Source organism: Galbibacter sp. (genome assembly GCF_048266365.1).
In the GTDB taxonomy this organism is placed as follows: Bacteria; Bacteroidota; Bacteroidia; order Flavobacteriales; family Flavobacteriaceae; genus Galbibacter.
This window is the reverse complement of the sequence record NZ_JBLWZP010000014.1, coordinates 1-20,934: the sequence shown is the minus strand read 5'-3', so window position 1 is coordinate 20,934 and position 20,934 is coordinate 1. Positions and strand designations below refer to the sequence as shown.

Here is a 20,934-nt window from a genome sequence, read left to right as displayed (position 1 = left end):
TATAAATTTCTTAATGCATCAGCAGATTTCCAAAATACGGGAGAGATGAGCCTCGCATTCTCAATTTATATGTAAAATTCCAATACTATAGAGAGCCACACTATTGAATTCACAACTTAAGCCACTGAAAACTGTTTTTAACAGCTTGTATTTTATAATTCTTAATTTGTATAGAAATAATGGCGGTTTTTCGTGGTGCGACCTTTGTATTTGAAAAATGAGTATGAAATACATAGTATGCCTTACCGTTATGATTATAGAGTAGATCTCCATGACCACTTCCGTTTTCACCAGTAACAGTTCTTGAAATAAAAGGACTGTCTTTTATCTTCTTCCATGGGCCTTTGGGCGACTCACTGATGGCATAGCCCACTGCGTAATCCGGATTTCTAAAATCATTAGCAGAATAGAGCATAACATACTTTCCATTCTTTTTAAATACCGTAGGACCCTCTGCTACTGGCCATGCTACTTTTTGAGTGTCTTCCCAGCCGGTTTCGGCATTAATGCATTCGGTAAGTGTTTCTGTTTTAATAGCCCGTAAGTTATCAGACAGCTCTGCCACGAAAATTCGATTGCCGTCTTGAAGTCTGACATGATACAAATAAATCTTATCACCATCAAACAGCACATAGGGATCTATTTGTTTAACATCCGACTCTAATACATTTCCGTTATTGGTGAAAGGGCCTAAGGGGTTATCACTGGTTGCAATGGCAATATGCTCATTAGCCGTATAAGCCATATAGTATTTTGAATGGTATTTAAAAACCTGTGGTGCCCAGAATCCTTTAGTTCCAAAAGCATCTCCTTTTTTTAAAGCAAACCCATCAGTTGCACCAATGGGGCCTTCCCAGTTTTTTAGATCGGTCGAACGATATACCAAAAAGCCTTCACCCTCAATGCGGGGGTCACCCTTTGTTCCATACAGATAATAAGTGCCTTGATCCTCAAAGATAGTAGGATCGGCCAAGTAAATCTGATCCATACTGAGCTCTTGACCAAAAAGCTGAATTGTAAAAATCAATAGTAGTACTTGAAAGCTTAATTGTTTCATTTTTGATGAGTTCTAGAATTTGTAAAAACTATTCCGGCGAGTTGGCTAGCGGCATTGGTTTTGGCGTTGTTGAAGGTCCGTGGACTACTAATTTTCCATTGCCCAGAATTTTCATTTCATCAATGAAAACTACACGTTGATCTCCAGTAGCCTTGGTTCTGCCGTGATACACGCAGTATATTTTGTTGTCTTGAGAGGAAAATACCAAGCTGTTATGTCCGGTACCCGTTACTTCGCCGCCACTACCGGTGTTTTTCTCCAAAACAGGGTTGTTGTCTGCTTTGGTGTAGGGTCCCAATGGGGAAGAGGCTGTGGCATAGCCTACTGCATAATTTTCACCTCCAAAATAATTAGCGGAGTACATCATATAGTATGTGTTCTGGTGTATAAAAGTGAAGGATCCTTCAGTCCACCTTCGGTTTACCTCCTTTGAGGTCACCGATCGGCTTTCCCATTCTGCATTTTTATCCTCCAATGTTAATGGAGGACGGAGCAATAATACGGGATCGCCTATTACCCCTGAAAAATCCGACTTTAGTTTTATGCCATACACCCAACTTTCTTCAATTTCATCAAACCAACCTTTTTCCCTCGCCCATTTTGAGATTTCTGATTCTACAGGGTGTTTATAACATACCCTGGAATAGTATAAATAAAACTCCCCACTATCATCCTGAAATACATTGGCATCTATAATGGGATAACCCGGGTCAAAAAGAGGTTCGTCTTTAAGGTCCTCAAAGGGTCCGGTAGGACTATCTGCTACTGCAACACCTATTTTAAAATTCTCAAGTTCATTGTTGGGATTATGTTTCCACTGAGCGCTGAAAAACATATAATATTTGCTGCCGAATTTGTAAACCTCAGGAGCCCAAAAAGCACTTATGCTCCAAGAATCATTTGTGTTTCCTGTGTATACCTGTCCCATAAATTCCCAATTTATAAGATCAGTCGACATATAGGTGGCAAAACCATCTTTTGCACCACCACCCGTACCATACATATAGTAGTTGCCATTGTCATCATTTAGAATAAAAGGATCTCCAAATTCCACAGAAAGGGGATTGCTATATGTTTTTTCGGACGATATTTTGTCTTGATCTGTACTATCATACTTGGAAGATTTAGTGGTCTTGCGATCAGCACACGACAACATCGTGATGCACACTAAGCATTGTGCTAAAATGAATTTTAATTTCATAATTTTTATTATATAACCTGCTACGCAAAGGAATTAAACAATGTCGTTATTTTTGGAATATCGTCCCATCTTTCGAGATGAGTTATTCCATGACACCCTGGTGGTTTTAATGATGGGGGGTGCCTGTTTCTCCAGAGTGCAACAAGTTGAATACTTTTCTGCTCAAAGTAGCTGAATTATATGTGAATCTTAGAGTTTATACGTTTCAATAATTCTACAGATTAATTCAACTTTAAAAATAAAGCTAAATATCAAACCATTGTGCATCAATTTATTGACTGAAAGCACTAAATGAAATATCTAAACTGGATTAACTAAACTGGATTATCTGATTGATTGCGCTTCATACCCTATAAATGCTTTGTAATGGTGGTAGGCAATTTGTTGATTTCAGTTGACTATAGGATGTTTAATGCGCAGCCGGTTACTTGATGTAAGTTTTGTAGTCAAAGTGCACTTAGAGGGAAATAGGGGAGTGTAGTTTACAAATTCTGTCCGGTTTCTCCATCCTTTAGGCTATCCACAAAGGAAGCTATCATTAAATGAATATTGATTGGCAGGGTACTCTAAGTTGATAACAATTAAAACAGAGTAAGCTTGAGTTAATCAATTGAAACTGCTATTAATGAATTTCGGGTCTATGTTGAATACCAACTATTCAATATAGACCCGGAGTTTTGTTATTCACTATTCCTTTGCTTTCTTTTTTTGTAATTATGGAACAGTGATTTGCATCTCTGTAAGAATGTTTTTATTTAAATTTTAATAGGCTTTTAAAAACTCTAAACTTCCCTTAGTTTCTTCCCACAAGTCCTTATTTGCCATTACATAGGCAGTTGCCTCGCTAGAATCTCCAAGGCCAATGTATTCAGGATGATTTTTAGGTAATCGTTTTTTGCCTGTTAAATACCCAATAACGTGTTCGTTGGATTTTATTGCTTGCTTTAACTGAGATTTTGCATCTGCCATATTAGCATTTTTTAAATAATACAGTACCCTGTTGTAATTCCAGTGGGCAGCACTTTCGTCAGGAGTTAATTTGTATAACTTCTCATACCCTTTAAAATCATCCATTTTTAAAAGTAGTGAAGATAATTTATATCGGATACCCTGATTATCGTTAGGGTTTAAATCCAACATCTCCCAATATATAGAAGCAGCTTCTTGATGTTGTCCTGAGAGTGCCAAGCATTCTGCTAATCCTGCTTTAGCACGCATATAAGGGCGTGTTTCTAAAAGACCCCAGAAATGACCTTTGTCTTCTTTGAATGCTTGTTTCCCTAATTTTTTCTCTCCTGCCTTTACTCCCTGTTTATATAACTGTAGTGCTTTTTCAAAATTGGGTTCTTTTTCAGCCAAATAATTGTAAATATCTGCATTGTCCGCGTCTAATTCTAACGCTTTTTCTGCTAGTTGTTTTCCTTTTTTTACCGTTGAGTCATAGGCTTCATAAATGAGGTCCTGCGCTTTTTGTTCATTTGAAAGGTCTCCAGAGGATATATTGTCTATAGACTTTCCAGCCATTCCATTCATAAAAGATCGAACCTGATCTTCGGACTGTAATCCTTCTTTTTGCATTTCTGCGAATATCTTAGCCATCAACTGTTCGGTAAGCATTTTACGTGAAGTCTTTTTATTTCCCATATCATGAATGTTTATATTTCAAAAATAATAATTTTGATCAGTATTGTTGCGAGTTCAAAATACAATTTCGCATTTTTAACACTACTTAAATAAGATTAGTAGATTACCGCCACATGCCTTGGAGGTATAACATCCTAGACAATTGGCCGGTTATTTCTAAGCGCCTTATCGGGAAACGATTTTTCGGAGATATCTATAAAATTTCAGGGAGTCAAAAACCCTTTCGGATACATGCAACTTCCCCAATTATTTCAAAATTTCGAATCATAGCATCTTGCTCCATCCACTTTAACTCAAATTCTTCAAATTTTTGAAGTCTTTCTACTAATTCAAGAATCTTGTCAATACATTCCTCTATGTCCCTTAATCTAAATAAGTCTCTTTCCTTTTGCTCTATAAAATATCTTAGCATCAGTTAAAATTCTGTCCTTTAGTCCCGGGTGGATTGCAGTAAATTCCACCAAATCTACATTTTTTTTAAGCAATTCCTGTAGTTTTATTTGGAGCCCTGCCAAGTCAAATAAAGATTATTTAGAATTAAAAGAATATAATATATCAATATCACTACTTTCTATAGATTCATTTCTTGCCACAGAACCAAACACCCCAATTTTAATGGGATTAAATGGTTTCATAGTGTTAATAATGATATCTATCTGACTTTGTGTTAGCATATAAAATATAGCAATTTTGTGGATTAAAATGAATTTAATCGGTACCTTAAAACGGTACAACAATAAATGAGGTTAGCCATAACAGAATCATTCTATGCCAAAATTAACACCTTCGCTGCACAGTTTAGAGAGGTAATAAATGTGGAATCCTTTCATTACAGATTAACCACAATATTTGCTTAAAACACAGCATTTAGGCATGATCCATACTTTTCGATTGAAATATGGTCCAGTAAATACAGATTATCCCGTCCTAAAAAAACTTTACAGGATTTGTTATAATTACTACTTGAACTTTAGCTGCGGAAAAAGACTTTCCGCATGTTTAAAGAAATCTGAAAGGTTCATACCTTGGGTTTCGCAGATATTTATGATCGTTTGCAGACTGGCACTTTCAGTCTTAAGACCTTTAATGTTGCGTACCGTCTTTTCGTCAATATTATTTTTGTTAGCAAATTCTGTATTGTTAGTAACCTGCTTTATCCATAGCTCATTCAAGGCCTTTACTATATATACATTCCTATCATCCATCTTAACAAATAAAAGGATTGTAAATAAAAACATCTCGGATTTCAATCCGAATAAAGGTAGTTTTTACGTAATTGACTTCTGCTTTGAGTTTAGAAAAATGCATTCTTATTAAGTTGCAGTCAGTGGATCTATTTTTTTAGAATTCGATTGGTTATTAAGCACCCTTTAACTTGTTACGACTCTTTAGTTCCACTATTATAGTTCTAATGTTTTCTTTGCCCCGGTTTTACATACTTCATAAATAGCATCTATGATTTTAAGGTCTTTAAATGTTTCGTTTCCAAAAAGACAATTCTGGGTAAGATCCTGTTCACACGCATAGCTGTGGAACGATACTATTAATGTGAGATAAATTAGTAAAAGTTTCCATATAATTCAACTTTTTTATTATCTTTGCTAAAGTATATCGACAAAATAAACTGAATGAAACCAAAATTTGAGATAGTTTTTCTTGAGCAGGCTATTGAATTTATGAGTAAAATAGATGCGAAAGCCAAAAGGAAGATCTATTACAATTTGGATAAATCAAAACTGGAAAATGACCCAAAACTATTCAAAAAATTGACTGATGATATTTGGGAATTTAGAACACTTTATCAAGGAATTCAATACAGACTTTTTGCTTTTTGGGATAAAACGGACAAAACCGAAACACTTGTTTTGTCAACTCATGGGATGGTTAAAAAAGTGAGCAAAGTTCCAAAATCACAAATTGATAAAGCATTGAAAATTAGAGATGAATATTTTGACCAATAACTTTAAAATTATGGCAACGAAAAATAAAAATATGAAAATGATGACACTCGACCAAATGAAGGACAAGGACATCGGAAAAGTTGGAACGCCAGAACGAGACAAATATGAGTTTGATTTGCGAATGGAAGTGCTTGGCGACATGATTAAGTCTGTCCGAAAAGAAAGGAATTTGACACAAGAGCAACTTGGCGAGTTAATCGGAGTTCAAAAGTCACAAATATCCAAATTGGAACGCAATACAAAAAATGTGACTATTGAATCCATTTTAAAAGTATTTCGAGCACTAAATGCTAACGTCCGGTTCAGTGTGGAAATGAACGAATTTGAAGTTAAGGTAACATAGCAACCGAAAGCTTAGCGTCTTTTTCTGTCCTCCCTTTATATACCGAGCCGTTGGACATAATTTTGAAATTCGGAATAACAGAAAAAACTGTAAAGTCTAATACTGGTGGATATAATGGAGCATATTGATCGCTTACCAATCGTGTAACTATAAGGCCTGAAAATCAGGTAATATCGAAACAATTAAGCTAGAGTTAGGTAGTGTATTTATGTCTAAAAATTTAGATGGGCATCAACTTCAATGTATGAAGTGGGTACTTATAAATCCAACTCTTTCTTTCCTCCAACCTTACATACTTCATAAATAGCATCTATGATTTTAAGGTCTTTAACTGCTTCCACTCCGTCAACCGGTACCACTGCTTGTTCACCTGCTAAGATAATCCCTGCCATTTTATCCATTTGCAGAGTCTGGTGGGTGACATGTGGCTTTGTTAATTCACCCTTATGTGTGCGTCCTTTTATTGGCCCATAGCCCGTAGAGGGTTGTAGTTCGGCAAATCCCTTGTCTCCATTTAAGAAAAATCGGTCTAGATGATTCATACTGTATGTGGACAAACAGGAAGCAACCGCTCCTGTGGGAAAGCCCATCTGAAATAAAATAGTTTCGTCTACACCTTCTTTGAACTTTATAGGATCCGTTTTGGTTTCCTGGGCGGTAACCCAGATGGGGTCTTCACCTACCATATAACGGGCACCATTAATGGAGTAAACACCAATGTCCATTAAGGATCCGCCACCTGCCAATTCTTTATTCAGTCGCCACTGATTAGGATCTCCGATTTTGAATCCACTGAGTCCCTCGAAAAATAAAATTTTTCCAAAATCTCCTTCATTTCGCATTCGGATAATTTCCAGTGTATTGGGTTCAAAATGCATGCGATAGCCCACCAATAATTTTACATTTGCCTTATTACATGCATCCACCATTTCTTGTCCCTGTTGTGCATTCAAAGCCATTGGCTTTTCACATATGGCATGTTTTCCGGCAGCGGCTATCCGAAGTACCGCCTGATGGTGTAGCGCATTGGGTGTGATGACATATATGGCATCAATGTCCGCGTTGTCTTTAACGCTGTCGTAATTTTCATAATTGTAACAATTCTTCTTTGGAATATCATATTTAGATTGCCAATCTTTAATTTTAGCAGGTGTACCACTGATAACTCCTACGAGCTTGGCGCGTTTGCAAGTTTGCATGGCTTCTGCCACGCGTGTGCCATAGCTTCCCAATCCCATAATGGCTACACGTAACACAGGTCCGTCATATAATTGGTCGTAAAAATTGAATTGTTCCGATGAAGCGTATAGTGGTAAAAATGGTAAGGCTACAGCCGAGGTAGTAAGTTTTTGTAGGAAATCGCGTCGTGAATTCATGAATTATAAAGTTTTTGGTATGGTGTGCTAAAAATATGAAAAAAATAGAGTTTTATTAAGTGCTAATTTGGGATTTATTGATTTATAGTCGCCAAAGAGATATTTTTATCCTACCTAAAATTAAAATACCCACAATGAGTTGTTTACATGGTTGAGTGAATAAGGTGTTTGACAGTAATGCGCTTGTTTGCTGTCTTGTGAGCCTAGTTCACCTAAGGTTTTTGAAGCCTCAATAAATACTGAATTGTATTTAGGCGTCCCAACGTGCAAATCTAGAGTTTGATCATTACGTTTACAACCTTCCAAATACTTTGGGTTTTAGATAAGCCCCAATTCTCTTGCAGTTTCTATCAATTTTCGGTTTTCTGCGGACTTCACATTAAGGCGTATTCTTAATTGTGATTTTCTCTTTGCCAAAGCGGACCTAGATAGTGGCACAATTTCTGCTATTTCGCTGAGGTTTGCACCACTGGCGAGTTCGTATAATATGCGGCGATCTATCTCATCGAGATTATAGTCATTTCTCATATAGGATTCCAGTACCTTAAATGCTGTTGGGCTGTAATACTTTACGCCAGTTAAGATTTTCCTGATAACAAAATAGATATCCTTTGGATCCAGATCACTTTTTATTAAAAAGGCAGCCGGGTCAAGTTGTTTTATCAAGGTGCCTATCCTATAGGGTTCACTATAGGTTGTAACAACAACGATTTTACTTTTGGGAATTTTTTTTTTGATCAATAAACCAATGTCTTCACCGGTAATAATATTTTTTTCAACCATGTCGGGTAATTTTATATCCAGAAATACAAAATCTATGGTAAACGCCAAACTGGTTTGTTCTAATAGATCCATAGCCTGAGCGGATGAATGAACCTCTACCGTATTAATACGCATGGATTCTTTTTCACCTACCTCTTGTATTATGTCTTTTAACTGTTTGGTAAACATCCGGTGATCATCAATTACCACTACATTCATTACTTTTTTTTCCATCATGAAATCATTATTAAGTTAGCGTTGGGATGCGACCGTGGATCCTTGTTCCTATTCCGGGTTGAGGATAGAATACTATTTTTCCGTGAATTTCTTCAATGTTTCTTTGCATTAGTTTAAGCCCTAATGAAGCTTTAGTTTCTGACTTTATAAAACCGCTGCCATCATCTCTTATAACAAAATGCAAGCCTGGCTCAAAACCATAGAATACAACCTTAAAATGTCGAGCGTTGGCGTACTTAATACAGTTGTTTAAACTCTCTGAAATTATATAATATAGTTTAATCTTAATGGGTAATGTTATAGTTTCCCATTGGATATACTGGTCTGTATGGAGTTGAAACGCAATTTTGGCATCGTCGCAGCGGCTTTTGAATTTACCTGTTATATCATTAACAAAATCAGTTTCAAAAGAATTTGCATTGGAATATAATCCCTTAGATAAATCCCTAAGGGTTTTTTCGACTTTATGAAGAAGGTCGATATCGGACAATTGTTCTCGGATTTGCTCATTAGATCCATTTAAATGTAGCCTGAACCACTTTAGACGCAGTACACTTAAAGATCCCATAACCTCTGTATGTATTATGTTTGAAATGCGTAACCGCTCTTTTTGTTGACCACTAAAGTTATCGTTCTCCAATTTCAGTATTTTCTCTTCGATATTCTTCTGTATGTTTTTAAGCTTAAGAATTTTAAGCGTAGAAGATTGGTAGGAGTAGAGAATTATTTTAGTTAAGACTACTATGATTAGGACTGCAAATGCAATAATATGGTAATTTTTATTTTGTAGAGACCTCGCTTGCTCCCGATACTCTTGGGTTTCATATTGGATTCGCGCAAATTTATTGTGCACCTTACTTTGCGCTAAGTAAATTTTATCGCTAAGTGTCTTATGAGCCTTCAAATAGTGATTGCTTGATGCTATGTCAAGTTCAGAAAGCAATGTGAGACATTTCAAGGTTTCACTATGACTTTTAATTCTTCTGCTTATTTGTAGTGCTATTTCTGCAAGAAATATGGCCTGTGCAGTATCTTCCTTTATAGCATAAAACTCAGCTAAGTGCAAGGTGCTGGTCACTATACCTATGTGATCTTGGTTGGATTTACGTATTTGTAAAGACTCATTAAAGTCATCTGCCTTTACTTTGGGATCACCCATTAATAATTTGGTATACGCAATATTGTCAATTATTCGCGCCAAATGGGCTGAGTATGTATCAGAAAGTTCAGGCACTTGCAATGCTTGATTAAAATGTGCCAGGGCAGTGGTGTACTCTGTTTTTTCGCGAAACAGGACCCCTATATTATTATTCAACTGAGATTTTAGAAGTTCCTCATTATCCAGCCTATCGATATATCTCATGGCTGTTTTGTAGTAGCTTAGCGCATTGTCAGGTTCTTTTAATTTGCTTTGTATGATACCTAAAAGATTATAGCAAAGCGCAAGCTGTTTGTACTTGCCTAGTGGTTCGAAATAATTGATGGAAGCGATGAGCAAAACTTCACTTAAGGTGTAGTTTTTTATTCTACTTTGAATAATGGCCATATGGTATAGCATCTTCCCGCTATAGTAGGAGTGTCCTGCTATTTCATAGAGCTCATGCGCTTTTTTATAATGAATATAGGAACTGTCAAACCTTTGGTTTCGAAGGTGGAAAATGGCATAGTTCCAATGAGATTCAGCTAATAATTCTGTTTCACCTTCTTTTAAGGCGTATTCTATGATTTTCGCGTTGATAATTCTAAAGCTGCCCGAATCCTTTATCTTTAAGTATGCTGAGGCTACTTTAGATAGGTAATCATACTTTAAGGAATCATTCGAGACGGCTTTGGTATAATGATAAGCGCTGTCTATGATAATTTTCTTTTCTGCCCTGGATCCTGTACTGATTTTATTTCGTTTCAGCCATAGGGATACCTGGTCCTTGTTGTAGTCATGTTTTTCGAATATTTCACTGGTACAGGCATAATTAGAAATAACAATTACAAAAAGAACAAGGTATTGGCAATATATTAGCTTAACGTCAATACTTGAAAATTTAATGTAAACTACTAAATAATTGAAAGCCTCCAACATTGGAATGCCGGAGGTTATTCACAATTTTAAATATCAGAAGAAAATCTTATTCATCTGCGTCTTTTTCATTATCCGGAGGTATACTTACTTCATCTCCCGCATCTAAACGGTTAGTGTAAAGTTCATGGTGTTCAGTTATATCCTCCGGCGGATTACAGGATTGTACTGAGATAATGACTGCCATCAATAGCAGCGTAGTGCCTATTTTTTTCATGACTAAAAAGTTTTAAATTAATCAATAGTGAATTACCCTTCGATGAGGTTTATTGCAATTCCGTAGTGCACTTGGAGGTATGAGTGTCGTAATCATTACCCATACAGGAATCAGATTTCCAGAAGTAAAGATAGTAGGAGTATACCATTGTATAGGGTTCAAACCATACCGTAGAAGTAGGCGTTATGAATACTTTTTTAGAAATGCCGATCAAAAACCAAAGAAAATAGCTTATTGTTTGGCAAAGTAAAGCAACTCAACAACAACTACTGAGTAGAAGGGCTTACACATGTTCAAAGGCCGAACCTTTCAATATGATATTGAACTTTGGTCTATCGGAGGAACGAATAGCTTGTTGTTGATGCATCGTTTTTCTTATTCAAATAGTTTGATTTCTTTTTTGCAGGCACATGAAAAAGAGGCTATAGGAAAAATTTTAATAAACGAGGTAACTATTCACCCGTTACAGGCATATAGGGTTTTTCGAGAAACACATTTTTCATGTTTTCCAATACGTTTTGTTTGTTTTTCTTTAGGGTAGATATGTATCCGCGTATAGAGGCGAAATAATGGGCGTGGGTCTCCGACCTAAAACATCCGGACACTTTTTGCTTGACCTTTATCATTCTCAAGTCCCTTTCTGCCTGATTATTGTCAAAAGGCAACTCTGGCTGTTTTATAAATTTAAGAAAGAGATACTTATGTTTTTCCAAGGCATAGGCGAGCCGCTGTTCATCGGTTTTTTTGAACTTCTTGTCATAATTTTTAATAACCGGCCTTATCAAGGAAGTGTATTTATTGAATACCTTCGTATAGTATGATTTTTTAAGGTTTTCATCCCTTCCTTTTTTTGTTTTGGCACGAACCAATAACTTTCTGATTTCTTTTGCCCAAGAGGCTTCGAAGGCTTCTTCGACATAAACCAGATCTCGTAATATATGGGCATTGCAAAGGCTGTGTCCATATTTGTAACTAAAATAACTGGCAAACCTATCGTGCATTAATGTGCCCTTGTATTGTTTCAACACCCCAATATCCTCCATGGCTTGTTTGCCTCGCTTTGGATGGTGGGCAAAAAAACTGACCGTTGAATTGCTCAATACATGCACCCATTGATTTTTACCGTTCAAACGAACCCCCGTTTCATCGGCATGCAGGACAGCGCCTTTAAGCAATTGTCGCTTTGCTTCTTCCCCGTAGGGCAAGAGCAGTTCAAAGCACTGTCGTTGAAAGTTGGACAAACTGCCCGTGGCAATGGAATGCCCCGTAAGGTCTTCTATGAATTCACTGCTTCGTGCATAGGGAAGCATCTGGTAATTTTGCAAATAGGTACAAAGTGCTTTTAAATTGTTCCCGTATTGTGCTGGTTGCACAAGCCCTTCTGGGAACTTGGCCTTATTCTCCCTGCCACAATGAACACAGGTCTTTTTGTTTCTTCGGTGTTCGGTCACGAACATCTTTATGGGGGGAAGGTCAAATAGCTGGCGCGCATCAAAACCCTGGGGCTCTTTTGGCAAAGCATGGCCACAGCAATCGCAATTGGTGATATCGTGAAAAACGATCTTATCTGGAGCACTGCTCATTTCCAACTTTTTTCCCGTGTGCCCTTTTTGTCCGCCAGGCTTGCGCTTGGATTTCCCGCGAAGGCTTTTGGTTTTTCTAAAAGGATCTTGGGAAGGCGGGACACTGCTATTACCACTGTTTTTTGGGTTTTCATATTTTTCTAATTTTGTCTCCAATTCCAACACCCGAAGCTTAAACTGTTTGTTCTCTTCCCTGAGCAGCTCGACTTCTTTTAGTAACTTTGCGATTAATTGATTATCGATCAAAATAGAAATTTTACACAAGATCGGGCTCAAACACCGTATGAACAATATTTTTGACCCCAAGTTATTGGAGGGTTATCAACCAAACGGGCAATTATCACTGATTTTTAAATATTGAAGAATTTAGGCCCAAAAATGTGTTTATAAAGCCAATAAAATTGTTCATAACCAACTGTTTTCCAGAAAACGAGTGAATAGTTACTAAACGAGGGAAATTCTCAGACAGAGTTCAAAATACACCCTCCCATTTATCGAGGTAAATGTATTAAATAATATTTATCGGTGCTTTATCGAATAGTTTTTCAGCAGCATCACGAACTGTCTTTGTCCAAAATGCCTTTCAATAGGATTGTCTTTTGCGACAATGATTTACACCTACTTTAGGAACAGAGTATTTCATGAATTTAACATCTTTATAACCACCTAAAACATAAACTCAAGTATGTATTATACCTGGGTTTTATGGTATCGTTATAAATAAATCCATTTTCCATCATCTCCCATAATTTTTTCAGGCTTCCAATGATCAATAAATAATTCAACTAAGCGATTGTAATTTGTTTGAACCTGATAATATTCAAAGATTTCCCCTTGAGATGGCAGTGATAAGATACAGTTATTGTTGCCAAATTTAGCCTCACCTCCGAGTGATGCACTTATACTCATAGCCTCTTCATCTTTTAATGCCCCATTCCAAAACCCAATATCAAATGTAAACTCTGGATAATCATCGTCATTACAATTTTTACAAAACCTATTTTTCATATACCCATATTCAAAAACAGCTTTATTTTTTATTGCCTCTGTTTTACTATTAGCCCCTTCATACCAATTATAAAGCCTTAAATCAAATAACTTTAGACGCTCGATGAAGATTATAAAAGATTCTGTACATTCTTTCAAGGTGAGTTTTCTATAATGCCATGCCACAATGATTTTTTGTCTTTTATAATGTTTCATTTATCGCGGTGTATGTTTTAGTATAATATTAAAGTCTCTTCCCTCAAATAATTTTTCAGCAGCATCACGAACACTCTGATGTTCAAAATGCCATTCTATAGGAACTCCATTTGCTGCTGTCAATTGTCTTTGTGCTTGTCGAATCATCTCTTTTCCTCCGGATTCACTAGTAGCCCACCATGATTTAAATTCACCTGTGACAAAATCTACAAAATTGAGATGTCCAGACTTAGCATCTGAGAGTACCCCGTCTTTTAACCCGTCAAATTTAATAGTATTCAGCACAAAACTTTCATTCCATTTTCTGCCCGTTATAAATTCCTGATAGCTTTTGGCTGCATCACTCATTGATTCGGAAACAGTTTGCCAACTCCCTTTTGAAAGGAGTTTTAAATAATCGGATAAGACAGAGACAGCAATTTTTCCTCCACCACGGACAGCCAAGAATGCTCCACCTCCTTTACTTGGCGATAAAATAGCTAAAACGTCTAACGTATCCAAGCCTAAATCTATTAGGCTTTTAATTACACCTGGTCTATACTCAACAACTAAAGAGCCACTTCTTTTTCTTACTTGAAATATTTCAGCAAGTTGTTGGTCTGTAACATCAGTAGGGATTTCAAGACCACCTACTTCTCCCATTATTATTCGTATCCTACTTCCAACCCATTTATCGCTTCCTATTAATTCAGTAGCGCTTACAAATATATTGAAAGTTCCATCAATAGCATCATGAACGATCTCTACTCCATATTGCATCAGAATTATATGATCGTTGGCATATATTGACTGGTCAGGACAACAATCACCCGGACAACAAGGTTTAATTTCTTCAGGATATTGACGTGTGTTTATTATACTTGTTGAGCTATCTAAATAGAAGTCTAACTCTACCATACTTTTGACAAAAGCAATTGCTTCAGTGCTATTATTGTATTGTGCAAGGAAAAGCTGGGTGGATTTAAATATGCCATTACTGTTATTAAATCCCCAGTTAAATGCTATATAATTTAATGAGAGCTTTTTTCCCAGTCCTAAAGATGCTTTAGCGTCAAATTCAGCCATAGAGTCAAAATTCTTAGCTATTAAAAACCTGTTAATATTGTTTTTAATGTTGGTGTTAGAGTTGTAATACGCTCGCTCTTCACTATTTAGTACTCCACTGGTAAAGTTTTTCAATTCCCAGGTATAAGGTTCAGTATTTGGCGCTGTAATAACACCGTCGTTTGGATCACCGCTTCCTCCTCCTCCGCCGCCGCCAGAAGGTAAATCATCTCCCCCAGATGTCCCCCCTTCAGTGCTACAATCTAAACCCACTTCCTTTATTACAATGCATTGGCAATTAGGTCCCGGAGTATGCCAGCCACCTGTACACCCATTCCCAAGGGTTCCATTACACATGAGCTCATAAACTCCGACACAGGTGCTTCTAGACAAAACACCTCCCTTTACTTTGTTGTAGTCAATTCTAGTGACTTCAACGTCTGCATCCACATTATAACTCTTATGTTCTGGGTAATACTCTAAAGGTGAATTGAGATTGTATTTTATAATATAGGCTTCTGTATTTTGGAGACTGTCGACCTTTAGAACGAGGTTTTCAAAATAACCATCATTTTCTTTTTCTCTTCTTATAAACATTGTATAAGTAGTGTTTTCCCTATAATCAATTTGCTTAATGGAAGTGGAATCTATGGTAAATTGGTTAATAGGATCTGCTAAGGATTTAGATAAGTTCAACCCTTTTTGTGATGTAAACCCCAAATAAGCTTTTTTGAATTTCTGATCTTTGTAAAGGTCTGTAAAAGATATTTGTTTAAATTCAAAAGCGTCTTGAGATTGTTCAGTCTTTGGTATCTTATCATCCCCTGTAATGGCATCATCCTTTTGGCAGTTGGTGAGAAACACAATTAAGGCAAACAAAGGAAGAATAGTAATCCTTCTAATGAATTTAGAGTATTTTTGTTTCAAGATATATTGTTTTGGTTGTTATCTAACAAATGTAATTGTCGAAGTGATGATTTACAAGGGTGTTTTCCCTTTTTTCAAAGAAAAAAATAAGAAATGAATTGCAGAAAATCTTAATAGATAAAAGCAATTCATTTCTTATGGGAGTGTAAATCATTGGAGTTCGGTAAAAATCGGAATTCGATTAATTTATGTATTTACATCACTGATAATCAGTAATGGTTTATTCTATTATCAGAAGTAAGCCCCCAGCATTTCTGGGACAGTGAATTTTGATAATTCATTTTATTTTCGTTTAGGATTTTCCTCCAAGTGCCTTCCGAGTCTTCCATAAATCCATATATATCTACATAGTTCATCAGTTGTTTCCTTATAAAGGAGACCAAGTTGGAAAAAGCCCATTTGCGCTTTACCTTGTTTTTTACTAGGTTTATCTACAGGTTATCCAGCACCGCTGCTTGATTGGCTTTAGTCCTATCGGAAACCGTACGTTTTTACTAGGGTTATCAACAGGTTATCCAGCACAGCTGCCCATATCTGTATCTCAATAGTATTTTCATTATCCCCTAAAAAATACTTTAGCGGAAAGTTCTGTTTGATCTGCTTGAACAAGTTATGCAAAGCTTTACATAAATTATTCCGAAGAATAAAATCTAGTGGATTCAATTTTGAAGATACCCATGTGGTCAAATTGGACCGACTAGAGAAGCTGGTACTCTTGGTGATGATTGCCTTCGTGTGGTGTTGTCTAATTGGAGATTATATCGACAGACAAATAAGGCCGATCCAGATTAAAAAACATGGACGCAGAGCCGTGAGTGTTTCCAAGTATTGGCTAGATTATTTGTCGAGAGTGCTATTAACAGAATGTAATAAGTTTAATATCAATATTTTACAATTTTTGTCATATACTCTAATTACCTATATATTTTCCTATAATGATTTTTTTTGAAGAAACACATTTAAAATGATCCTGATAGACTTCATAAACCAATACCCCGATGAAGAGAGCTGCAAAGTGAAGTTCAAACAATACCGGGATCAAGTTGGGGTTTGCTGCGCTAAATGTGGCAGCAGCTCACATTACTGGAAAAAGGACAAAGAGCAATATGAATGCAAGGATTGCGGCACCCGCACCACGCTAAAGAGCGGTACTGTGATGCATAAATCCAAGCTTCCCTACCGCTACTGGTTCATCACTATGCATCTGCTTACTTCTACCAAAAAAAGTTTTTCGGCCAAAGAGATACAGCGGCAGTTAGGTCATAAGCGCTATGCTCCAATATGGCATATGGTTCACAAGCTGCGTTTGGCCATGGGTAAGCGTGATGACCAGTACATACTGGCAGGCGCTATAGAGCTGGATGATGGTTTTTTCACCACAGAGGTGCCGCAACAACATAAAGAGGAACCTCTGAAACGGGGACGGGGCAGTCAAAAGAAAAGCAAAGTATTGGTAATGGCAGAGAGCGAAATGGTGGTATCCCCCAAGAAAGGACAAAAGCCACGCAGGGTAGGTTATTTAAAGATGAAGGCCATTGATGATTTAAAGAAGGAAACCATCGATGAGGTTTATTGCAATTCCGTAGTGCACTTGGAGGTATGAGTGTCGTAATCATTACCCATACATGAATCAGATTTCCAGAAGTAAAGATAGTAGGAGTATAGCTTTGTGTAGGGTTCAAACCATACCGTAAAAGTAGACGTTGTGAACACTTTTTTTAGAAATGCCATTGAAAGGCCAAGGAAAAAACGCACCTGATATGCCAAAGTAAGGCGACTCGACAACCACTAAAAGGAAAGACTTCCCTATAAACAAAGGCCGAACCCTTCAATATGATATTCGTCTTTGGTCTATAGGGGAGTAGGATAGTTTATTATGCAATGATTCGTTTTTCTTATTCAAATAGTTTGATTTCTTTTTTGCAGGCACATGAAAAAGAGGAGAGAGAAAAGGGTTATTCCTAGATCTTTGTTGTTTTTCTAAAAGTGGCAATCAGAAAATAATAATAAGGGTAAATATATAGTAGATTAGATTAGACGCTCTCTTTCTTCTCGAATTCCGGACAATCCAGGCGTATTTCACGATTCATTAATTCTGTTTGAAGAAGGTTGCAATAATCAGAATCCGGTTTTTTTTGGTGAAATTTACATCCGTAGCAAGTGCGCTGAACGTCTAGGATTCCGCGGCGGTTTAATTTATAAATTAATTGGCTTAAGGTTGCAAATAAGCTTTGCAGTTCACCATCCGAGAAGCTATCCACCTGTGTTTTTAGTGGATCCGAAAAGTCATAGGTTTGTGCTATTAAATCATTTCCTGAATCCGATAAGGAAATGGAATAACTTCGATTGTCCGTATTGGAGTAATCTTTAATAATAAACCCTTTCTTATCCAATATTTTGACAGCATCACTTACCGTTGGCTTGGTTACGTTAAACTCTTTGGCGAGGTGACTTACATTACACAAATTTTGCTTGTGAAACGCAATAAAAATCAGAATCTGGATTTGAATTGGGCTCAAACCGACTAATTTCGCTTTTTCCCATAACAAGACTTTAAACACCTCAGAGACACGTTCCAGCCCTGCAACGATCTTGCTTGAAATATCTTTTTGTTGTTGTTTTGGATTAAATATACTCTTATCCATAAAAAAACCTGTTGAATTTGAGTTCGACAGGTAAAGTTAGTTATCCTAATTAATTAATCACAATTTTCCATTTCAATTATGGCATATCCATTCCCTTTAATGGATGCTTCCACTTCTTTTGTCGCTTGTTCAAGATGGCAATACTGGCATTCTTTAGAGGTGATCCGGCCAGTTTGGAATGCCTTGGATTTCAGATAATGTTTTCCAAAATCAATAATGGTGTTTTCATCTTTCAGCGCACTTGGGACAAGAATGTCGAAGTGCATAATTTGATTGTCTTTTCTCTTTACATAGGTGTCCCATACTGCAATTTCCATATTGTTTTTAGCTTTTTAATTGTTTTTTATTTTTTCACATGGAGTGAAGTATGTTTTCACTCCATGTGAAACTTAACCAACTATTGATGCCATATACCACCATGGTGATCACCCTTTCTTATTCACTTACTTTATAAGGTAAGGATAGATCCCCGCTGGCTATGCTATAAACTTCGTATACTCCTAACATCGGAAGATCATCTATACTGGTGTTAACTTTCATAAAAGCAGTAACTCCGTCATAATTAAAGTCTTTACGGTTATTAATTCTATAATCGGGAACCACTACTCTGATCACATCTTTTTTGGCCGTTACCGGATATCCCGGAGAATCCATATACATTGGCATTCCAGGATTGGTAGGGGGAAGGACAACGGTATCATCAGCTTTTTTAAATTCTTTCACGGCAAGACCTCCTTTAACACGGTCATCCTTGTGAAGAACTACCCAATGGGGATGCCAAATTATACCATCATTATCGTAAGCTTTATCATTGTTTTCATCCCATAATGGTGTGTCGTCAAAATCTGGGTGAGAGGTCAGCGCAAGGGCTAGAATGCCTTCGGTTTGACTAAAACCTACATCGGTTGGGTTTAAGTTCGTAGGGAAGACGTAGCCTAAAACAGGTGCACCATCAAGCTGACCTGCCTTATTAGGTGTTGTGGCTCCTGCTTTACCCTGTACATGAATTTCCCAAACAGTTACCCCATAATCTGCCTTGTGTAAAACCTGAACATTAGTGATGGCAAAGTCTTCATTTTTATAACTTTCCTGGGCATTGATTCCGCTAATACCAAAGAACAAAAGTGCTGTAAATAATAGAATTGATTTCATTTGTTTTGTTTTTAAAGTCAGGATTATTTCAAGATAGGAATCCTAACTAAGTTAGTTAAAAAGTTTATTCATCTACCTTAACAGGTAGGGGTCAAGGTTATACAAATATAGTAAGGAATCCTAACTAAACAAATTTTGAGATACTTTTTTTAAAATAGTATACATGATTGGTCCGTTGAAGGGTTAGAATTCTTTGTGATCCGGTTTCCGCTATAGACATTAAGAAGGGAACAAGAATAGGATACTATAGCGACCATCCTTAAAATCCACTTAAAAAGAAGAAAATTAAATTCAATAAATTTGAAAAAATATTTCAGTGTGCATATTTTTGATACCATAATTATAGGCGGCGGGCAAGCCGGACTCTCCATAGCTTATTTCTTAAGAAGAAGTGACTTGGATTATTTGATTATAGATGATCAAAAACGAGCGGGAGGCACCTGGTTGAACACTTGGGAGAGCTTAAAATTATTCTCGCCGTCAGAGTATAGCTCATTATCCGGTTGGCAAATGCCGAAAAGTAATTATGAATACCCTACCAGAGATGAGTTTATTAAATACCTTATAGCCTATGAAGAACGTTATAATTTTCCGCTTAAGAGAAATACTCTTGTTCATAGGGTAGTAAAAGAAAATGATATTTTCAAAATAGAAACTAACAGGGGTAATCTTTATGCCAGAACAGTGGTAAGTGCGACAGGAGCTACTAGAGTTCCATATGTACCTAACTATCCAAATCAAGGTCTTTTTACGGGTATGCAACTGCATTCCGTGGATTACAGAAATACAAAAATATTTGAAGGTAAGAAAGTACTCGTAGTGGGCGGAGGCAATTCCGGGGCTCAGATACTGGCAGAGCTTTCCAAAGTAGCCCGTACCAAATGGATCACATTGGATGCTCCTCGTTTTCTTCCGGAAGAAATGGATGGACGCTATTTGTTCCATCAAGCGAACTCAAGGTATTTCAAGAGCGAAACTCTAAATCAGAATGGGGAAGCTTCATTAAGTGATATTGTTCAGGTGGAAATTGTTAAAGATGGTCTCGAAAGAAATATTTATAAAGATTTAAGACCTTTTGCATCATTTTATGAGCAAGGAATAATCTGGTCTAACGGAGAGAAAGAAGCTTTTGATGCTATACTTTGGTGCACCGGATTCAGACCGAATCTTGACCATTTGAAACCACTTAACATTATTGAAAACAACCGCATTAAAACAGAACATACCCGCGCCCTAAAAGAACCCCGACTTTGGCTGGTGGGGTATGGTAATTGGACAGGTTTTGCATCAGCTACGATATACGGTGTAGGGAAAACTGCTAGAGCCACAGTAAAAGAAATAAAAGCTTATTTTGAGAACATGGCTGAATATTAATTCATAAACTTACCGCGCAAACCCATTGATCTTTAGTGGATGGGAACAAAGCAGTTATCCCTTTTTGTTAATAACTATTTTTTCTTGACTGGTAATCATGTAGCAACTTTTATGAACTTTGTACTATGAAATTG

Annotated in this window: 19 protein-coding genes and 1 pseudogene; 4 read left to right on the top strand and 16 right to left on the bottom strand. The window is 36.8% G+C overall.

All coding sequences use genetic code 11. The features are described from left to right. Positions 1-109: 109 nt before the first annotated feature. The 6 genes from ACN0TV_RS15225 to ACN0TV_RS15200 form a co-directional block, all read right to left on the bottom strand. Entirely contained in the window at positions 110-1,057 is a 948-nt protein-coding gene (locus ACN0TV_RS15225) for a glycoside hydrolase family 43 protein (RefSeq protein WP_417363921.1), read from the bottom strand. A gap of 28 nt (positions 1,058-1,085) precedes the next feature. Further along, positions 1,086-2,258: a glycoside hydrolase family 43 protein gene (locus tag ACN0TV_RS15220; RefSeq protein ID WP_417363919.1), complete on the bottom strand. Its 1,173-nt coding sequence runs from the start codon at positions 2,256-2,258 to the stop codon at positions 1,086-1,088. A 762-nt stretch (positions 2,259-3,020) separates the two neighbouring features. Further along, a complete protein-coding gene (locus tag ACN0TV_RS15215; protein WP_417363917.1) occupies positions 3,021-3,902 on the bottom strand; it encodes a tetratricopeptide repeat protein in 882 nt (293 codons plus the stop codon). A gap of 211 nt (positions 3,903-4,113) precedes the next feature. Continuing rightward, positions 4,114-4,314, bottom strand: a complete 201-nt coding sequence (locus ACN0TV_RS15210) for a HepT-like ribonuclease domain-containing protein (RefSeq protein WP_008991146.1) — start codon at positions 4,312-4,314, stop codon at positions 4,114-4,116. Between the two features lie 115 nt (positions 4,315-4,429). Continuing rightward, positions 4,430-4,537 carry a nucleotidyltransferase domain-containing protein gene (locus tag ACN0TV_RS15205; protein ID WP_417363915.1) on the bottom strand — a complete coding sequence of 36 codons (108 nt, stop codon included), beginning with the start codon at positions 4,535-4,537 and terminating at the stop codon, positions 4,430-4,432. A gap of 324 nt (positions 4,538-4,861) precedes the next feature. Continuing rightward, complete coding sequence (locus tag ACN0TV_RS15200; RefSeq protein ID WP_417363913.1) at positions 4,862-5,107, bottom strand: helix-turn-helix domain-containing protein; 246 nt, start codon at positions 5,105-5,107, stop codon at positions 4,862-4,864. A 423-nt stretch (positions 5,108-5,530) separates the two neighbouring features. Between ACN0TV_RS15200 and ACN0TV_RS15195 the strand changes: the two genes are divergently transcribed. Together ACN0TV_RS15195 and ACN0TV_RS15190 are read left to right on the top strand one after the other, a co-directional pair. Then, positions 5,531-5,863 carry a type II toxin-antitoxin system RelE/ParE family toxin gene (locus tag ACN0TV_RS15195; protein WP_417363911.1) on the top strand — a complete coding sequence of 111 codons (333 nt, stop codon included), beginning with the start codon at positions 5,531-5,533 and terminating at the stop codon, positions 5,861-5,863. A 10-nt stretch (positions 5,864-5,873) separates the two neighbouring features. Beyond that, on the top strand, positions 5,874-6,206 hold the full coding sequence (locus ACN0TV_RS15190) for a helix-turn-helix domain-containing protein (protein ID WP_417363992.1): 333 nt from the start codon (positions 5,874-5,876) through the stop codon (positions 6,204-6,206). A 257-nt stretch (positions 6,207-6,463) separates the two neighbouring features. Here ACN0TV_RS15190 and ACN0TV_RS15185 read toward each other — a convergent pair whose 3' ends face one another. The 7 genes from ACN0TV_RS15185 to ACN0TV_RS15155 all read right to left on the bottom strand — a co-directional run bounded on the left by ACN0TV_RS15185 (position 6,464) and on the right by ACN0TV_RS15155 (position 15,629). Further along, a complete protein-coding gene (locus ACN0TV_RS15185) occupies positions 6,464-7,582 on the bottom strand; it encodes a Gfo/Idh/MocA family protein (RefSeq protein ID WP_417363909.1) in 1,119 nt (372 codons plus the stop codon). Between the two features lie 318 nt (positions 7,583-7,900). Next, positions 7,901-8,581: a response regulator gene (locus ACN0TV_RS15180; RefSeq protein WP_417363907.1), complete on the bottom strand. Its 681-nt coding sequence runs from the start codon at positions 8,579-8,581 to the stop codon at positions 7,901-7,903. A gap of 10 nt (positions 8,582-8,591) precedes the next feature. Continuing rightward, a complete protein-coding gene (locus tag ACN0TV_RS15175; RefSeq protein WP_417363905.1) occupies positions 8,592-10,658 on the bottom strand; it encodes an ATP-binding protein in 2,067 nt (688 codons plus the stop codon). Between the two features lie 46 nt (positions 10,659-10,704). Continuing rightward, positions 10,705-10,872 carry a hypothetical protein gene (locus ACN0TV_RS15170; protein WP_417363903.1) on the bottom strand — a complete coding sequence of 56 codons (168 nt, stop codon included), beginning with the start codon at positions 10,870-10,872 and terminating at the stop codon, positions 10,705-10,707. A gap of 452 nt (positions 10,873-11,324) precedes the next feature. After that, complete coding sequence (gene tnpC / locus ACN0TV_RS15165; protein ID WP_417363901.1) at positions 11,325-12,701, bottom strand: IS66 family transposase; 1,377 nt, start codon at positions 12,699-12,701, stop codon at positions 11,325-11,327. Positions 12,702-13,169: 468 nt separating this feature from the next. Next, complete coding sequence (locus ACN0TV_RS15160) at positions 13,170-13,658, bottom strand: Imm52 family immunity protein (protein ID WP_417363899.1); 489 nt, start codon at positions 13,656-13,658, stop codon at positions 13,170-13,172. Beyond that, complete coding sequence (locus ACN0TV_RS15155) at positions 13,659-15,629, bottom strand: Tox-REase-5 domain-containing protein (RefSeq protein ID WP_417363897.1); 1,971 nt, start codon at positions 15,627-15,629, stop codon at positions 13,659-13,661. A gap of 964 nt (positions 15,630-16,593) precedes the next feature. Between ACN0TV_RS15155 and ACN0TV_RS15150 the strand changes: the two are divergent. Further along, positions 16,594-17,217 (top strand): annotated as a pseudogene (locus tag ACN0TV_RS15150) (IS1595 family transposase); the annotation flags it as partial. A 445-nt stretch (positions 17,218-17,662) separates the two neighbouring features. Here the strand turns inward: ACN0TV_RS15150 and ACN0TV_RS15145 are convergent. The 3 genes from ACN0TV_RS15145 to ACN0TV_RS15135 all read right to left on the bottom strand — a co-directional run bounded on the left by ACN0TV_RS15145 (position 17,663) and on the right by ACN0TV_RS15135 (position 19,426). After that, positions 17,663-18,274: a MarR family winged helix-turn-helix transcriptional regulator gene (locus ACN0TV_RS15145; protein ID WP_417363895.1), complete on the bottom strand. Its 612-nt coding sequence runs from the start codon at positions 18,272-18,274 to the stop codon at positions 17,663-17,665. 53 nt (positions 18,275-18,327) lie between these two features. Beyond that, positions 18,328-18,591, bottom strand: a complete 264-nt coding sequence (locus tag ACN0TV_RS15140) for a DUF2024 family protein (RefSeq protein ID WP_417363893.1) — start codon at positions 18,589-18,591, stop codon at positions 18,328-18,330. Between the two features lie 118 nt (positions 18,592-18,709). Continuing rightward, on the bottom strand, positions 18,710-19,426 hold the full coding sequence (locus ACN0TV_RS15135) for a hypothetical protein (protein WP_417363891.1): 717 nt from the start codon (positions 19,424-19,426) through the stop codon (positions 18,710-18,712). 300 nt (positions 19,427-19,726) lie between these two features. On the opposite strand from ACN0TV_RS15135, the gene ACN0TV_RS15130 reads away from it, so the two are divergent. After that, positions 19,727-20,800, top strand: coding sequence for an ArsO family NAD(P)H-dependent flavin-containing monooxygenase (locus ACN0TV_RS15130; protein ID WP_417363889.1), 1,074 nt, complete (start codon positions 19,727-19,729; stop codon positions 20,798-20,800). Positions 20,801-20,934: the final 134 nt, after the last annotated feature.

Coding starts and splice junctions, on each gene's coding strand:
- ACN0TV_RS15140 (WP_417363893.1), bottom strand. CDS start 18,591: ATGGAAATTGCAGTATGGGACACCTATGTAAAGAGAAAAGACAATCAA.
- ACN0TV_RS15205 (WP_417363915.1), bottom strand. CDS start 4,537: ATGAAACCATTTAATCCCATTAAAATTGGGGTGTTTGGTTCTGTGGCA.
- ACN0TV_RS15175 (WP_417363905.1), bottom strand. CDS start 10,658: ATGTTGGAGGCTTTCAATTATTTAGTAGTTTACATTAAATTTTCAAGT.
- ACN0TV_RS15215 (WP_417363917.1), bottom strand. CDS start 3,902: ATGGGAAATAAAAAGACTTCACGTAAAATGCTTACCGAACAGTTGATG.
- ACN0TV_RS15135 (WP_417363891.1), bottom strand. CDS start 19,426: ATGAAATCAATTCTATTATTTACAGCACTTTTGTTCTTTGGTATTAGC.
- ACN0TV_RS15180 (WP_417363907.1), bottom strand. CDS start 8,581: ATGATGGAAAAAAAAGTAATGAATGTAGTGGTAATTGATGATCACCGG.
- ACN0TV_RS15170 (WP_417363903.1), bottom strand. CDS start 10,872: ATGAAAAAAATAGGCACTACGCTGCTATTGATGGCAGTCATTATCTCA.
- ACN0TV_RS15225 (WP_417363921.1), bottom strand. CDS start 1,057: ATGAAACAATTAAGCTTTCAAGTACTACTATTGATTTTTACAATTCAG.
- ACN0TV_RS15220 (WP_417363919.1), bottom strand. CDS start 2,258: ATGAAATTAAAATTCATTTTAGCACAATGCTTAGTGTGCATCACGATG.
- ACN0TV_RS15210 (WP_008991146.1), bottom strand. CDS start 4,314: ATGCTAAGATATTTTATAGAGCAAAAGGAAAGAGACTTATTTAGATTA.
- ACN0TV_RS15145 (WP_417363895.1), bottom strand. CDS start 18,274: ATGGATAAGAGTATATTTAATCCAAAACAACAACAAAAAGATATTTCA.
- ACN0TV_RS15195 (WP_417363911.1), top strand. CDS start 5,531: ATGAAACCAAAATTTGAGATAGTTTTTCTTGAGCAGGCTATTGAATTT.
- ACN0TV_RS15160 (WP_417363899.1), bottom strand. CDS start 13,658: ATGAAACATTATAAAAGACAAAAAATCATTGTGGCATGGCATTATAGA.
- ACN0TV_RS15190 (WP_417363992.1), top strand. CDS start 5,874: ATGGCAACGAAAAATAAAAATATGAAAATGATGACACTCGACCAAATG.
- ACN0TV_RS15200 (WP_417363913.1), bottom strand. CDS start 5,107: ATGGATGATAGGAATGTATATATAGTAAAGGCCTTGAATGAGCTATGG.
- ACN0TV_RS15185 (WP_417363909.1), bottom strand. CDS start 7,582: ATGAATTCACGACGCGATTTCCTACAAAAACTTACTACCTCGGCTGTA.